This window comes from Ruegeria sp. THAF57 (assembly GCF_903914075.1).
Taxonomy (GTDB): Bacteria; Pseudomonadota; Alphaproteobacteria; order Rhodobacterales; family Rhodobacteraceae; genus Ruegeria.
Map to the genome: position 1 here is coordinate 327,893 of NZ_CAIWNQ010000003.1, position 14,822 is coordinate 342,714.

The window sequence follows — 14,822 nt, forward strand, 5'->3', positions numbered from 1 at the left end:
CTCGTGATGCCCCGCGCGACGGGTAGAATCAAGATGGATTTCCCCCTTTGACTCTTTGAACGGCAGAGCGCACCATCACGCCCAATAACAATAGGGAGTTTCAATATGTTGACCCGTTTCCTGGCTTCGGCCGCTGTTTTGGGCCTGACCGCAGGCATGGCGTTGGCCGAATACAAGCTGACGATCCTGCACACCAACGACATCCACAGCCGTATCGAGTCCATCAACAAATATGATTCAACTTGCGATGCCGAGGATGAAGCTGAAGGCAAATGCTTTGGCGGCGTTGCACGGTTGAAAACGATCGTGGACGCCCGTCGCGATGCGCTGAGCGGCGAAAACTATCTGTTGCTGGATGCTGGTGACCCCTTCCAGGGTTCGCTGTTCTATACGACCTACAAAGGTGCTGCCGAAGCCGAGTTCATGGAGGCAATCGGCTATGATGTCATGGCGGTCGGAAACCACGAATTCGACGACGGCCCCGAAGGTCTGGCCGCGTTTATTGACGTTGTCAGCTTTCCCGTGATCTCGGGGAACCTGGACCTGTCGTCTTCGTCGGAACTGAAAGATCGCGTTGATGGGCACGTTGTCCTCGAACTGGGCGGTCAGAAAATCGGGATCGTCTCAGCTCTGGCGACGGACACGGTAGAAACCTCAAGTCCCGGCAAGGACGTTGTGTTTCAGGACGAAATCGAAAGCCTGACTGCCGATGTCGAGGCGCTGAAGGCCGAGGGTGTGAATATCGTCATCGCCCTGACCCATGTGGGGTTGGCCAAGGATATCGAGATTGCCGAAAAAGTCCCCGGACTGGATCTTGTTGTTGGCGGGCATTCCCATACGCTTTTGTCCAATACGCAAGAGGGCGCGGCTGGGTCTTATCCCGTGATGGTCGGCGACGTTCCGGTCGTTCAGGCCTATGCCTATTCTAAGTATCTGGGCGAGATCACGCTGACCTTTGACGACGACGGAAACCTTGTATCGGCAGAAGGTGAGCCAATCCTGCTGGATGCCTCGGTAACTCCGGACCCCGATATCGCCGCGCGCGTTGCCGAGATGGGTGCCCCGATTGAGGAAATGAAACAGCGTGTGGTCGCCAATTCCGCTGAAGCGATTGAAGGAAACCGCGATGTTTGCCGCGTTCAGGAATGCCAGATGGGCAACCTTGTCGCCGACGCGATGTTGGCGCGGGTCGCGGATCAGGGCGCTCAAATCGCGATTGCCAATTCGGGTGGTCTACGGGCCTCAATCGACTCGGGTGATGTGACCATGGGCGAAGTGCTGACGGTTCTGCCGTTCCAGAACACGCTTTCAACCTTTGAGATCAGTGGTCAGGGCGTGATTGACGCGTTGGAAAACGGCGTCAGCCAAGTCGAAGAGGTCAAGGGCCGCTTCCCACAGGTGGCGGGCATGACCTTCACATGGGACCCGTCAGTGGCACCGAATGAAGGCCGCATCACCGAAGTCATGGTGGTCGATGGAGACGGATTTAAGCCGATTGATCCCTCCGCGACCTATTTGGTTGTCACGAACAACTATGTCCGCAATGGCGGAGACGGGTACAGCATGTTCGAAGGTGACGACAAGAACGCTTACGACTTTGGCCCGGATCTGGCTGATGTGACGGCGGAATACCTTGCAGAAAACGCGCCTTACACGCCGTACCTGGATGGTCGCATCAAGCAGAAGTAACGCGACTTAGATAACAAAAATTAGGCCGCATCAGTCGATGCGGCCTATTTTATTTCAGACCGGTTAGCTGAAATCGTATTCTGGCCAAAGCTCTGGATCGAACCCTTGCAGCATCGGTTGAAGATGCTCTGAAACGTCGCGCCAACCGCCAATGGACTTGGTCGAAATTTTCTTACGCACTTGGTCGATACTGGCCGTTCTGACCTGTTTGGTGTTCTTTTCAGGGTGCATCATGGTTTCGGACCACTTGATGTCACAGAATTCGGCAACCTGCTGGCTGTACGTCTTGGGGTCGGCGACCAGCTTTTCGTAAGGGACTGTCAAAATTCTGTCGCCAAACACAGCGGTCCAATGTGTCATATAACGACGGTACAGGTTCGCTGTGTGGGCAATTGCCTCAAGGTTCGAGGCATAGCGCATCCCGCCAGCAGGGAACCTTCTGATCCATTTGGACAGACCAACGTCGCGCGGATCGCGCAGCATGTTGATGACTTTGGCATTGGGGAAGGCCGACAGAAGGAAACCCGCGCGCTGAAAGTTATGCGGCATCTTATCGACAAACGCGACTGAGTCGTCAGGGATTGGCGGCATCAACTTGCGGAATTCCCGCGCAAATTCCGCCGCCTCTTTTTCGCCGAACCGTTTACCGGTTTTCAAATGGGCCTGAGACAGGTCGCCGGTAATTGTAAGCTCTCCGCACCCCGCGATTTCGGGGTCAGAACTCAGCATCATTTCCATCAACGTGGTGCCGGAACGGGGTTGGCCCAGAACGAAAATGGGTTTGGGGGATTCCGAAAGGTCAGCCAGGATCGGATCGACCCCAATGGGGAACAGGTCCGTGATCTGCGTCAGCTTTTCTTCTTCTGCCTGGAAATCATACGGGTTTGCTTCGTGCTGCACCGCATTGGCCCGCGCAAATTGAGGAAGCGCGGCGCCCAACCCTTCGGTCTTTGAGATCAGCTCGGCCTTAGCGAATTCCAACTCTGAAAGTTCATGCTCATTTGTTTTGCGGGCGGCTTCAACTGCTGGCATCAGGTCTGGCGCGGTTTCCGCGTTCGCCATAGTTGAAAGTTGGAACAGCGTCGCCACATGCCCGGGCTCTTCGGTCAGAATCCGCTGCATAATTTCTTTCGACCCCGCCTTGTCGCCGCTTTGATGCAGGTTAACGGCCATCTGAAACGCAACATTGTGATTTTCAGGATCCAGCGCATAAGCCCGGGTAATGTCGCGCGCGCTGTCTTCGACAAACGATATGCGCCCATAGGCCCGTGCACGCGCCGACAAAAGACCGGGGTTATCCGGGTCCGAGGCCAGCTTTCTGGAAGTATAGTCGATGATCAGACGCCAGTTGCTGCCCTTTTGCTGGATTTCGTCGATGACGCGGGTCAGTTCCTTGTTGTTGGGGAACTTCTCAAGCTTTTGTTCAGCAAATTCCAGCGCCTTGGGAATTTGACCGGTTTGCATCAGCGCGTTGGCAAGGTTTTCGACAAATTGCGGATCGTCCGGTTTCATCCGCGAGGCTTCGATGAAATGTGGTATCGACTTCCGATACTGCTTCATCTCGGTCAGGACAAAGCCGGAAATGGCGTGAAAATCCGTGTCTTTTGGGAACTTCTTGAGGCCCAACTGCGCTTTTTTCAATGCTTGCTGCAGCTTGCCTGCGTCTAGGGCCGACAGCGCCTTACTTTTCAGGGAACTTGCTGTTTGATTTTGCATATGACCCCGTGAGAACCTGTGCCTGTAGGAAATACTGTTGATGGTTCATTACCCATGTGCGGACGGTTTGCAATAACTCTTCCCAACGACGCAATGGCGCAGCTTTTTGCGGCCCGGCCTGCCAATACGTTGCCTGCCGTGCCCAACTTTAATGTTTGCCCGACAAATCAGGTGCATGTGGTGCGGGCCAGTGACACAGGCCGCACGCTGGACCCGCTGCGATGGGGGTTTCTGCCGCATTGGTACAAGACGGCAACCGCTGGTCCTTTGCTGATCAACGCGCGGGCGGAAACACTGGCCGAGAAGCCCGCTTTTCGTGCAGCCTGCCGCGAGCGGCGATGCCTGATCGTGGCCACCGGGTTTTACGAATGGACCAAGACGGATCAGGGTGATCGGCTGCCTTGGTACATTCAACGCAATGATGGCGCGCCCATTGCCTTTGCCGGTGTCTGGCAAGACTGGGGGGCAGAGGGCGCGCGGCAGGGGACCTGCGCAATCGTCACAACTCCTGCCAACAAACACCTGAGCGCGATCCATCACCGAATGCCCCTGATCCTTGAGCAGGACGACTGGCCTTTGTGGTTGGGCGAAGCTGGAAAGGGGGCCGCGCGATTGATGCAACCGGGGGCCGAAGATGTTCTGAGCTTTCACCGGGTGGACCCGGTGGTGAATTCCAACCGGGCATCTGGCCCCGATCTGATTGAGCCTGTCGATGCGTGATCGCTGTTCTTTCCAAACTGGGCGGGGCGGGTTAGACCGCTGACATGGTTCTGAAATTTTCCAAACTTCCCGAACTTTATGGGCATGGATTCGATACGGTGATCGACGTGCGCAGCCCGGCGGAATTTGCCGAAGATCATTTGCCCGGTGCAATAAACCTGCCGGTGCTGGACAATGAAGAACGCGCAAGGGTCGGCACGATATACGTTCAGCAAAGCCCCTTTCTGGCGCGAAAGCTGGGCGCGGCATTGGTGTTTCGGAATGCGGCGAACCACATCGAACGCAGCCTGTCCCACCACGAAGGAGGGTGGAAGCCCTTGGTCTATTGCTGGCGCGGCGGGCAGAGGTCAGGGTCGTTCACCTGGATGTTGCAGCAAATCGGCTGGCGCGCCGAAGTTGTCGAGGGCGGCTATCGCACCTATCGCAGGTTGGTGAACCGTTACCTGTACGATGACCCGTTGCCCCATCGGTTGATTGCGCTGGACGGGTATACGGGCACCGCAAAGACAGAATTGTTGGCCAAGCTCGGAGCGTGTGGCGTTCAGGTGCTCGATCTTGAAGGGCTGGCAAATCACCGGGGGTCATTGTTGGGTGAAATGCCCGGAGGACAGCCCAGCCAGAAGGCCTTCGAATCCGCGTTGGCAGCCCGTTTGTGCCTGCTGGACCCAGCCCGTCCGGTCGTGGTGGAAGCTGAGTCTTCGAAAATCGGGTCGTTGATCCTGCCTCCAACCATCTGGTCTGCGCTTCGAAACGCGCCGCGTATTCAGGTTGCTGCCCCGATTGAGGCACGCTCGGCCTATCTGGTGTCGGCCTATGACGACGTATTGTCAGACAGTGACAGGTTGCGGGATCGGCTATCTCCGCTCCGGTTTCACCGGGGGCACGAAACTGTGGATGGTTGGCTGTCGTTGATCGAAGCAGGCGACAAGAAAGCTCTGACCCGCGCCTTGATGGAGCAGCACTATGACCCGGCTTATGCCAAGTCCAGCCGGGCGCGCAAAGCGCCGGTCATCGCCAATGTCGATGTTCTCAGGTTGGACGACGCGGGGTTGGACAGCGCGGCGGTACAGATTCGGCGCGTTTTGGATCAGCTTTGAAGGCGCAGGCCCGGTGTATCCGTCATTTGACCAATAACAACTGCGGGGTATCCCGCCTTGTGCAGGGCTGTACAGGTTTGATGAGCGTGATCCGGGGAAACGACAGCCAATAAACCCCCGGCGGTTTGTGGGTCAAACAACAGGTCGATCCTGCCGCCGGAGGGCAATTCGGGCGCCAGCGCGCGATTGTCATTGAACAGCGTGGATCTGACGCCGCCTTCGCTCAGTTCAAGTGCGCCGGTCATGATCGGGATTGCATCGGGGTCAAGGGTTGCCCCGCAGCCTGATGCTTCGCAGATACCCAATAGGTGCCCTGCGAGGCCAAACCCGGTTACGTCCGTCATGGCATGGGCGTCGGCTAGAATGCGCGAAGCTGCATCCTGCGGCTGGACCATCTGTTGAAATGCCTTGGTGATCCACGCTCCGTCCGCCGCGCCAGCCATTTCAGCGGCCATCAGGACGCCGCTGCCCAATGGTTTAGTCAGGATTAGGGCGTCACCGGGCCGCGCACCGGCAAGCGTGATCGGGTCGCGCTCACACAGGCCGGTCAGGGTGAAACCAATAGTCAATTCGTCCCCCATGGAACTGTGACCACCGACAATTTCAGCTCCGGCTGAACGGATAACGTCGTTGGCTGTCGTCATGACTTCGATCATCGTGCGGTGCTGCAAGTCAGGCGACATCCGTGGCAAGATGATCGTTGCAGTCGCTGCCTGCGGTGCGGCCCCCATCGCCCAGATATCACCAAGGGCGTGCACGGCGGCGATCCGTGTCATCAGGACCGGGTCGAGTGTGAAACCGCGCAGGTGATCCGATGTCATGACCTGTCGCGCGTTTCCGGTTAGCAGAAGGGCGGCGTCGTCATTGGGCAACGGCGTCACATCTGCGCGGTCGGGTTTGGGCAGGTTGCGCAGGGCGTCCTGCAACGCGCCCCGCCCGATCTTTGCGCCACACCCCCCGCACATAGGTTTGTCACCGATCGCGCTGTCCAACCCAGCGGCGTGGTCGCGGGGCAGCGCTGGTTGCGCCATCTGAGGCAGGTTGCGGAATTTGTTCATGAATGTCTGGTCAATGTGGTCCTTCCATTTCCACATCAACGCACCACTGAACGAGGTGCCCAGACGTTCGGCCAGCGCGGACTTTCCGCCCAAAGACACGAGTTTCAGGTAGTCCTTTTGCGGGACATACCGGCGCAGTTTTCCCGCGCCAAGGGCTGCGCGCAAGTTGTTGAAAAGAATGGGGGCTTCTCTTACCGCATAAACGCCTGCCTTGGGTCTTGGGCTTTCGGTCAGATGCGCGCAATCCCCGGCCGCAAAGACAGCCGGGTCACTGGATTGAAGGTGCCCGTCGACCTGAATAAAGCCGTCCTGCAAATCCAGCCCTGTTCGGGCGATCCACTCATGGGCGCGGGCGCCGGCGGCACCGGTTACAAAGTCCGCCGGAATCTGACGCCCGTCCTCCAGCAGCACATGATCGTTTGTAATTCGGGTGATGGTCGCGCCTTCGATGACTTCAACGCCAAGGCCGGACATCGAGCGCCTTATCGTTGATGCGGCTTTGTCCTGCGTAGCGGTCAGGGCTTGGGCATTGTCGATCAACGTGACCTGCGCGGGTCGGTTTCGGGACTTCAGGGCATGGGCCATTGCCATGACCAGTTCGACGCCCGCAATACCGCCGCCAATAACGACCACCTCAGCAGGGCCGCTTTGGTCGACAAAATCGCCCCATTTTGCGGCAAACGGCCCCAGCGGTTTGGCTGGGGTCGCATGTTCGGCAAAGCCCGCAAGCCGCGGCATGTCCGAGGTGATGCCCACGTTGACCGAAGCCACGTCAAACGCGATCGGAGGGCGTCCGGGCACATGCACATGTCGGTCATACAGGTCGATACCGTCCACACCCCCCAGAACGATGCGCGCACCTGCGAACCGGGCCAGCTTGACCAGATCGATATTCAACTCGTGCCTGTCATAATGCCCGGCGACAAACCCTGGCAACATGCCCGAATACGGTGCGGTCGGGCCGGGGTTGATCACTGTGACCCGAGCGCCCGGCAGCGGGTTCATCCCCCATTTACGCAGCAGCAGCGCGTGGGTGTGACCGCCGCCAATAAGAACCAGATCGCGGGTCAGGGGCAGCGGAGGTGTATTCATTTCGCTAGTTCGCCGTATGGTCCGGTACGTCTTCGACCTGTTCGACGGCGTGGGTGGCCCAAAGCCCGTCCTCGCCCGCGTCTGGCAGGTTCTCGGGTTTTTCATGGCGGTGAATGTGCCACTTTGCAATGAACAGGGCCGTGATCGGGGCTGTCAGGAACAAGAACAGCGTGATCAACAGCTCATGCAGGGACAGATGATTTTCAATCAAAACCGAATGGATGATCGAAGCCACAAGAACGCCGCCCACCCCCAGAGTCGTAGCTTTGGTCGGCGCATGAAGGCGCGACATCGGGTCTTTCAGTTTGATCATCCCATACGAGCCCACGAAGCCGAAAATCCCCGAGACGACTAGAAAGAAGGCGATCAAAAATTCGAAAATGAATGCCATGTCGCCCTCACTCGATAATGTTGCCGCGCAACATGAAACGCGCGTAAGCCACGGTTGAGACGAACCCTAGCATGGCAATGATCATGGCGGATTCGAAAAAGATCTCGGTCCCCAAGGATAGGCCATACAGGATCAGAAGGGCGATGGTGTTGATCACCATCGTATCCAGCGCCAGCACACGGGTGCCGACGCCGTCTGCTGTGATGATCCGCCAAAGGCACATCATGATGGCGGTTCCGAAACACGCAAAGGCAAACCAGATGGCGTAGTCGATCATTCGAAAATCTCCTTGAGCCGGCGTTCATAGCGCTGCTTGATTTGATCGCGCACCGCCTCGGGGTCTGGGGCGTCCAGGCAATGAACCAAAAGGCAATGACCTTGCGCTGACAGATCGCTGCTGACCGTGCCCGGTGTCATTGTAATGGTGCCGGCCAGAACGGTTATGGCCTCGGGCGTGCGTAGCTCCAGCGGAACGCTGATCCAATTGGGTTTCCGGTCTGCATCGCGTTTGAACAGGATGATCCGGGCGACTGTGACATTGGCCACGACGATATCCCAAAGCACGACCAGAATGTATTCAACCACCATGGGCCAATTTCGCAGTTTCGGGCGATCCGGCCAGTAGGGTTGCGTGACGAATGGGATGATAATCCCTAAAATCAGGCCGAAGACCAACGAGTTCAGCGAAGGTTCGTTCGCCAGCAGAACCCACACAACCGTCAAAAGAAACGTCAGATGAGGGTGCGGAAATATCCGGTGCAGGAGTCTTATCATTCTTCGCCTCCCAATACGGCTGAGATATAGTCTTCCGGGGTAAACAATTGCTGGGCCGTGCTGCTGGCGTATTGCAATGCGGGACCAGCGAACAGCGTCAGCATGACAAGGCCAAGAACAAGCGTAAAGACGGCGGTGAAGGCGAGGCCGGGTTGCGGTTCTGGCGCCGGTACAGTGTCTCCCTCGTCTGCGCCTTCCTGGTCCGCTTCCGCGTTGTGCTGGGCGTCATGACTTTTCCAAAAGATCAGCGACCCGGCCCGCGCCAGACCGACAATCGTGACAAATGAGCCGATCAGGACTACCGCCCAGATTGCGTTTGCGTCCCGTGCATCCCGCGCGGCGTCCAGAACCAACAATTTGCCGACAAAGCCTGATAGCGGCGGCATCCCTGCCAACGCGATGGCCCCGACAAAGAACAGGGCTGAAATCAACCCGCTCTGCGGCATCGGCCGCGTGGGGGCAATCGCTCCGCCGCGACGTTCCATTACCAGATCAGCCACCAGGAACAGCAGGGCGGTCGCTAGGGTCGAATGGTAGATATAGTACAGTGCCGCAGTTGTGGCGGTTTCCGTGAACAACGAAATGGCAATCAGCAGCGTTCCCATAGACGCGATGGCGCAAAAGGCCACCATCCGCGCGATATGCTGCGCGCCAAGGATGCCGATCGTACCCACCGCAAGCGTCACCAGAGCAGCCGGTTGTAGCCATGCGCCTACCAGTCCTTGCGTCGCTTCGACCTCGGGGCCGAAGCCCAGCGTGTACATCCGCAGGATCGAATAGGCTCCGACCTTGGTCATAATTGCAAACAGCGCGGCGACAGGCAGAGGGGCGTTCGCGTAGCTGGCGGGTAGCCAGAAATGCAGGGGCAGTACCGCGGCCTTGATACAGAACACCAACAGCAACAGCACCGCGCCGACCCGCAGCAGGGCCGTGTCGTCGGCCGGTAGCTCGGCTACGCGCACGGCCATGTCCGCCATGTTCAGCGTGCCGGTCACAGCATAAAGCGTTCCCAGTGCGAACAGGAACAGGGTTGATCCCAGCAGGTTATAGGCAACGTATTGCACGCCCGCCTTCAGTCGCACCGCCCCGCCGCCATGGGTCATCAAGCCGTAAGAGGCGATCAGCAGAACCTCGAAGAAAACAAACAGGTTGAAGGCGTCGCCAGTCAGGAATGCGCCGCACACACCCATCAGTTGAAAGTGGAACAAGGCGTGGAAATGTTTGCCCCGGTCGTCCCAGCCCGAGGCGATGGCATATAATACAATGGGCAGCGCCAGCAGGGCGGTCAGCAACACCATCATGGCCGACAGGCGGTCCAGCACCAGAACAATACCGAACGGCGCGGGCCAGTCGCCCAGTTCATAAACCTGAATGTCGCCTCCCGCCGCCTGTGCAGTAATCGTCAGGGCGATCCCCAGCAGAACAACCACCCCGGCGACCGAGAAGATGCGTTGCAGGTCCAGATGATACCGCAGGACCATGATAATAAACGGGGCCAGGATCGCAGGAAGGACGACCGGCGCAACGATCCAGTGGTTCATGCGTCTTCTCCCGGCGCATCCACGCTGTCCTGCGCGGTCATGTCGATATGGTCATCCCTAGACGACAGATACGCCGACAATGAGATCATGACGATCACCGCCGTCATCCCGAACGAGATCACAATGGCTGTCAGAACCAGCGCCTGCGGCAGCGGATCAGTATAGGGCACGTCTTCGTATTTATTCAGAACAGCAGGGGCGTTCAGTGCCAACCGTCCGGTGGCAAACAGGAAGACGTTCACGGCGTAGGTCAGCAAGGAGAGGCCCAGAATGACCGGAAAGGTTCTGCGGCGCAGGATCAGGAAAATCCCGGCGGCGGTCATGATGCCAACGGCTGAGGCGACAAGCGCTTCCATCAGGCTTGCTCCTTTTCTTGTTCTTCTTCCGGGGGATTATCCCGCAGCGGGTTGATATCCATCGGGAATTCCTGCGCCATTCCGGGCTGCCAGGCAAACCGTGACAGGCTGTCCAAAGCCAGCATGACGGCGCCCAGAACCGCCAGGAAAACGCCTGTGTCGAACAGCATCGCCGTGGCCCATTCGAACTCTTCCAGCGGTGGCCAGTGCAGATAACCGAAGTCGCTGGTCAGGAAGGGGCGTTCGTTGAACCACGCACCCAGACCCGTTGCGGCTGCGATCAGGACACCCCAGCCGATTGTGCCGTGATAATAGAACCGCTGCCGTTCAATGGCCCATGTGTACCCGCTGGCCATGTATTGCATCAGGTAGGCGATGGCGACGATCAGACCGGCGATAAAGCCGCCTCCGGGCTGGTTGTGGCCGCGGAAAAAGATATAGGCCCCCACCATCAACGCAATTGGCATCATCATGCGCGTCACAACTACCATCATGAGAGGGTGTGAATCACCCGATTGCGGCCAGTGCGGTTTGCGGTTCAGCAGATAGCTGCGGACATTCGTCCCCAATACGGATTCTGTCAGCGCAAAGATGATCAGGGCGGCAATCCCCAGCACAATGATTTCACCAAAGGTATCAAAACCCCGGAAGTCGACCAGGATCACGTTGACGACGTTGGTGCCTCCGCCTCCTTTGTACGAGTTGGCAAGGTGGAACTCGGAAATGGTTGGAAACGCAAAGTCACGCAGCATGAGCGCATAGATCAACGCGCCAGTGCCCAGCCCTGCGACGACTGAAATAGCCGCGTCCCGCCAACGCCGCGTTGCGCTGCTGTCCCATGGTGTATCCGTAGGCAGAAAGTTCAGCGACAGCAGCAGAAGGATCATGGTCACCACTTCGACCGAGATCTGCGTCAGGGCCAAATCCGGGGCCGAGAGATAGTTGAACGCCATTGAAACGATCAGTCCAACGACTCCGATCAGGACCAGCGACAGCAACCGGTTACGGTGGAACCACATAATCGCCAATGTCGCACCCACCAGACAGATCCAACCGATGAACGGAATGAGTGGTGCAGGCAGGGCTTCGCGTGTCGCGGCCCCCAACGACCCGGTCGAATACGCATAGTACCCCAGTCCGAGCGTGAAGGCGATCAGGATGATGGCGTAACGGCTGATGACACCATTATGCAGCCCGTCTGTGACCCACCTGCTGAATACCGTGAATGCGCCAATGACATTGTCAAAGATTGCTTTGGCCTCGGGGCGGGGAAGGGCGTTCCAAAGCTGCTCGCCCCGGCGGTGAAGGGCCAGCAGGAACAGACCGCCCAGCGTTGCAACAACGGACATGTAAAGTGCAGGCGTAAAGCCGTGCCACAGTTTCAGCGAATAGTAGGGCAGTTTCTCGCCGCCAATCACCGCGCTGGATACGACGGTGACCAGTGGCCCTACAATGGCCGCAGAATACAAGCCAATCAGCACAACAAGCACCACGAGGAAAGCCGGGGCCAGCCATAGCCCGACCGGAGGATCATGTGGATGGGCCGGGTAATCGCTCCGCTGTGGGCCAAGAAACACATGGCTGACAAAGCGGAATGAATAAGCGGCAGAAAACAGCGCCGCCAGCAAAGCCAGACCCGGCACCAGATAGGGTGAGTTCAACCAGGTGGTGTGAACGGTTTCTTCCAGCATCATCTCCTTGGACAAGAAGCCGTTCAGGGGCGGCAGCCCTGCCATCGACAGTGCTGCAATCGTTCCGATGGTGAATGTTATCGGCATCAGCTTTCGCAGACCGCCAAGCCGCTTGATGTCGCGGGTTCCGGTCTCGTGGTCGACAATGCCTGCGGTCATGAACAGCGCGGCCTTGAACGTCGCGTGGTTGATGATGTGGAACACGGCGGCGACGGCTGCGAACTTGGTGCCAAAGCCCAGCAACATCGTGACCAACCCCAAGTGTGACACCGTGGAAAATGCCAACAGCGCCTTCAGGTCATCTTTGAACAGTGCGATGCAGGCACCGATCAGCATCGTGACCAACCCTGTTGTCGCAACAATATAGAACCACGCATCTGTTCCGGCCAGAACCGGCCACATTCGCGCCATCAGGAAAAGCCCGGCCTTCACCATTGTGGCAGAATGCAGGTAAGCCGAAACCGGTGTCGGTGCAGCCATCGCATGGGGCAACCAGAAGTGAAACGGGAATTGGGCCGACTTGGTGAAACACCCCAACAGGATCAGGATCAGCGCAGGCAGATAATGTGGCGACGACTGGATCAGCTCTTTGTTCTGAAGAATGACGCTCAGGTCGTAGGAGCCGACGATATTGCCAAGGATCAGCATCCCCGCGATCATAGCGAGCCCGCCTGACCCCGTTACCGCCAGCGCCATTCTAGCCCCCTGGCGGCCTTCGGGAAGGTGTTTCCAATAGCCGATCAGCAGGAATGAACTTAGCGACGTAAGCTCCCAGAAAATAAGCAGAAGAAGGACGTTGTCTGACAAAACGATGCCGACCATCGCGCCCTGAAACAGCAGCAGGTACGTATAGAACTGCCCCATCGGATCTTCGCGTGACAGGTAGAACCGGGCGTAGAGAATGATCAGTAGACCGATGCCCAGGATCAGCAGGGCAAACAGAAAACCAAGACCGTCCAGCATGAAATTGGCGTTTAGTCCAAGAATGGGAATCCAATCAAACCGAGCGGACACGACATCGCCCCGCATGACCGACGGGATATGGATGAGCAAACCCATCAAGGCCAGAAACGTGGTCAGCCCCGCGGCGGATGCAGCTGCGTTTCGTCCCGCCCTGATAAGAAGGGCTGGAAACACAGCGCCGAGAAAGGGAAGGGCCGCGATGAGGAATAGGGACAAGTGCGATACTCCGGTCTGGGCGGTCAAAATTGGTACTGATTTTGTAAGGAAATATTTCCGACTGTCCAGCTATTGCAAGTTTTGCACTTTGTCCTACCCCTGCATTCAGGGCGAAGTTCTGTGCGGGAAAATGACGCGATCTTGATTGGCGCGCCTATTTTCGGCGCGGAATTGAAACTGGGACTGTGATAAACCCGTCTTGCCGGTTGAGGAGAATGCGACGTGGCAGGTGAAACAAGTAGAACACGCAGATGGGTCGTGCTTGGCGCGGTCGGTGTCGTTGCAACAGGGTTGGCGGTTCGCGAATACCGGTTGATCCCTCCGGTTTACGCGGGTGGGCAGCTTGGCGTTCGGGACGCGCACCAACAGGCTGTATCAGGTGAGATATTGTTGCTTGATATCCGCACGCCACGTGAATGGGCGGCGACAGGCGTCGGAGAAGGGGCGGCAACGCTGGACATGCGCCGGGAGGATTTTGTCGAAGTGTTGGATCAATTGACCGACGGCGACAGGACCACGGCAATCGCTTTGATCTGCGCGCGTGGTGTCCGGTCAGCCCGGCTGAGTAACCGCCTAAGCGAGGCTGGGTTTGTAAACATTATCGACGTTCCTGAAGGTATGCTTGGGTCCGCTGCGGGTCCGGGCTGGCTGCGTACGGGCCTGCCTTTGGTTGACTATGAAAAGGAACAGCTATGATCCGAACGGTGACATTGGCACTTGGCCTTTCGCTTGCGGGTCAGAACGGCCTTGCCGCCTGTGCTGATCAGGACGGGATGTGCGAAACGGCCTCGGGCGGGTACCACATCGAAATGCCACAGGCCGAAAACCCGCCGCTGGTGGTTTTTCTGCACGGCTATGGCGGCACCGCGACGGGGACTTTGAAAAACCGCAGGATGGTCGACCCTCTGCTGGCCCGAGGCTATGCGGTCATGGCCCCCGAAGGGTCAGAGCGAAACGGACGCCAAAGCTGGAACTTTTTCCCCGGATGGGAAGGCAGGGACGAGACCGCATTCCTGAACGAAGTGGTACAGGACGCTTCGGACCGGTTTGGTGTTGATGCCGACCGCGTGGTTCTGGGCGGGTTTTCGGCTGGGGCCTTCATGGTCTACTATCTGGCATGCGCTGCGCCCGAGACGTTTTCGGCCTATGTGCCAGTATCCGGCGGGTTTTGGCGGCCCCATCCCCAAAGCTGCGAGGGACCGGTGCGCATGTTCCACACGCATGGCTGGACCGACAATGTCGTCCCGCTGGAAGGCCGCATCCTTGGCGGAGGCCGCTTTCATCAGGGCGACATTTTTGCCGGGTTGGAAATATGGCGTGTAGCCAACGAATGCGCAGACACCAAGCCCACCGGCTTTTCCACAACCGGCCAATTCATGCGCCGTCACTGGAGTGGTTGCGCCGACGGCAGCGCGTTGGAATTCGCGCTTTTCCCCGGGGGGCACAATGTGCCCAAGGGGTGGCCCGATATGATGGTTGACTGGTATGAAGGCCTGCCGGGGGGCTGATCAAAGCCCA

At 58.1% G+C, this 14,822-nt stretch carries 13 protein-coding genes; 5 read left to right on the plus strand and 8 right to left on the minus strand.

Annotated features, from left to right (window positions below):
• Window positions 1–105 precede the first annotated feature (105 nt).
• Window positions 106–1,689, plus strand: a complete 1,584-nt coding sequence (locus tag RUESEDTHA_RS09530) for a bifunctional UDP-sugar hydrolase/5'-nucleotidase (protein WP_180886522.1) — start codon at window positions 106–108, stop codon at window positions 1,687–1,689.
• A gap of 63 nt (window positions 1,690–1,752) precedes the next feature.
• Here RUESEDTHA_RS09530 and RUESEDTHA_RS09535 read toward each other — a convergent pair whose 3' ends face one another.
• Entirely contained in the window at window positions 1,753–3,405 is a 1,653-nt protein-coding gene (locus tag RUESEDTHA_RS09535) for a sulfotransferase (protein WP_180886523.1), read from the minus strand.
• 54 nt (window positions 3,406–3,459) lie between these two features.
• On the opposite strand from RUESEDTHA_RS09535, the gene RUESEDTHA_RS09540 reads away from it, so the two are divergent.
• Window positions 3,460–4,125, plus strand: coding sequence for an SOS response-associated peptidase (locus RUESEDTHA_RS09540; protein WP_180886876.1), 666 nt, complete (start codon window positions 3,460–3,462; stop codon window positions 4,123–4,125).
• A gap of 44 nt (window positions 4,126–4,169) precedes the next feature.
• On the plus strand, window positions 4,170–5,222 hold the full coding sequence (gene mnmH / locus RUESEDTHA_RS09545; protein ID WP_180886524.1) for a tRNA 2-selenouridine(34) synthase MnmH: 1,053 nt from the start codon (window positions 4,170–4,172) through the stop codon (window positions 5,220–5,222).
• Here mnmH and selD read toward each other — a convergent pair.
• From selD to RUESEDTHA_RS09580, 7 genes are read right to left on the minus strand one after another with little or no spacing between them, the layout of a single operon-like run.
• Window positions 5,213–7,372: a selenide, water dikinase SelD gene (gene selD, locus RUESEDTHA_RS09550; protein ID WP_180886525.1), complete on the minus strand. Its 2,160-nt coding sequence runs from the start codon at window positions 7,370–7,372 to the stop codon at window positions 5,213–5,215. The genes mnmH and selD overlap by 10 nt on opposite strands.
• 4 nt (window positions 7,373–7,376) lie before the next feature.
• Complete coding sequence (locus tag RUESEDTHA_RS09555; RefSeq protein ID WP_171122014.1) at window positions 7,377–7,763, minus strand: Na+/H+ antiporter subunit G; 387 nt, start codon at window positions 7,761–7,763, stop codon at window positions 7,377–7,379.
• 7 nt (window positions 7,764–7,770) lie between these two features.
• The gene (locus RUESEDTHA_RS09560; RefSeq protein WP_171122015.1) at window positions 7,771–8,040 is read right to left on the minus strand and encodes a K+/H+ antiporter subunit F; all 270 of its coding nucleotides are present in this window, start codon (window positions 8,038–8,040) and stop codon (window positions 7,771–7,773) included.
• Window positions 8,037–8,537 (minus strand): Na+/H+ antiporter subunit E, encoded by a 501-nt coding sequence (locus tag RUESEDTHA_RS09565; RefSeq protein WP_370456782.1) that lies wholly within the window; start codon window positions 8,535–8,537, stop codon window positions 8,037–8,039. Before RUESEDTHA_RS09565 ends, RUESEDTHA_RS09560 begins: the two co-directional genes overlap by 4 nt.
• On the minus strand, window positions 8,534–10,078 hold the full coding sequence (locus RUESEDTHA_RS09570) for a monovalent cation/H+ antiporter subunit D (RefSeq protein ID WP_180886526.1): 1,545 nt from the start codon (window positions 10,076–10,078) through the stop codon (window positions 8,534–8,536). Before RUESEDTHA_RS09570 ends, RUESEDTHA_RS09565 begins: the two co-directional genes overlap by 4 nt.
• The gene (locus tag RUESEDTHA_RS09575; RefSeq protein ID WP_171122017.1) at window positions 10,075–10,434 is read right to left on the minus strand and encodes a Na+/H+ antiporter subunit C; all 360 of its coding nucleotides are present in this window, start codon (window positions 10,432–10,434) and stop codon (window positions 10,075–10,077) included. The genes RUESEDTHA_RS09570 and RUESEDTHA_RS09575 overlap by 4 nt, the downstream gene beginning before the upstream one ends.
• Window positions 10,434–13,304 (minus strand): monovalent cation/H+ antiporter subunit A, encoded by a 2,871-nt coding sequence (locus tag RUESEDTHA_RS09580; protein WP_180886527.1) that lies wholly within the window; start codon window positions 13,302–13,304, stop codon window positions 10,434–10,436. Before RUESEDTHA_RS09580 ends, RUESEDTHA_RS09575 begins: the two co-directional genes overlap by 1 nt.
• Window positions 13,305–13,526: 222 nt before the next feature.
• On the opposite strand from RUESEDTHA_RS09580, the gene RUESEDTHA_RS09585 reads away from it, so the two are divergent.
• The gene (locus RUESEDTHA_RS09585) at window positions 13,527–14,000 is read left to right on the plus strand and encodes a rhodanese-like domain-containing protein (protein WP_180886528.1); all 474 of its coding nucleotides are present in this window, start codon (window positions 13,527–13,529) and stop codon (window positions 13,998–14,000) included.
• Entirely contained in the window at window positions 13,997–14,812 is an 816-nt protein-coding gene (locus RUESEDTHA_RS09590) for a PHB depolymerase family esterase (protein WP_180886529.1), read from the plus strand. The genes RUESEDTHA_RS09585 and RUESEDTHA_RS09590 overlap by 4 nt, the downstream gene beginning before the upstream one ends.
• Window positions 14,813–14,822: the final 10 nt, after the last annotated feature.

Bases quoted from the DNA above. Each gene is read 5' to 3' on its own strand.
- selD (WP_180886525.1), bottom strand. From the start codon at position 7,372: ATGAATACACCTCCGCTGCCCCTGACCCGCGATCTGGTTCTTATTGGC.
- RUESEDTHA_RS09565 (WP_370456782.1), bottom strand. From the start codon at position 8,537: ATGATAAGACTCCTGCACCGGATATTTCCGCACCCTCATCTGACGTTT.
- RUESEDTHA_RS09540 (WP_180886876.1), top strand. From the start codon at position 3,460: ATGTGCGGACGGTTTGCAATAACTCTTCCCAACGACGCAATGGCGCAG.
- mnmH (WP_180886524.1), top strand. From the start codon at position 4,170: ATGGTTCTGAAATTTTCCAAACTTCCCGAACTTTATGGGCATGGATTC.
- RUESEDTHA_RS09535 (WP_180886523.1), bottom strand. From the start codon at position 3,405: ATGCAAAATCAAACAGCAAGTTCCCTGAAAAGTAAGGCGCTGTCGGCC.
- RUESEDTHA_RS09555 (WP_171122014.1), bottom strand. From the start codon at position 7,763: ATGGCATTCATTTTCGAATTTTTGATCGCCTTCTTTCTAGTCGTCTCG.
- RUESEDTHA_RS09570 (WP_180886526.1), bottom strand. From the start codon at position 10,078: ATGAACCACTGGATCGTTGCGCCGGTCGTCCTTCCTGCGATCCTGGCC.
- RUESEDTHA_RS09575 (WP_171122017.1), bottom strand. From the start codon at position 10,434: ATGGAAGCGCTTGTCGCCTCAGCCGTTGGCATCATGACCGCCGCCGGG.
- RUESEDTHA_RS09530 (WP_180886522.1), top strand. From the start codon at position 106: ATGTTGACCCGTTTCCTGGCTTCGGCCGCTGTTTTGGGCCTGACCGCA.
- RUESEDTHA_RS09590 (WP_180886529.1), top strand. From the start codon at position 13,997: ATGATCCGAACGGTGACATTGGCACTTGGCCTTTCGCTTGCGGGTCAG.
- RUESEDTHA_RS09560 (WP_171122015.1), bottom strand. From the start codon at position 8,040: ATGATCGACTACGCCATCTGGTTTGCCTTTGCGTGTTTCGGAACCGCC.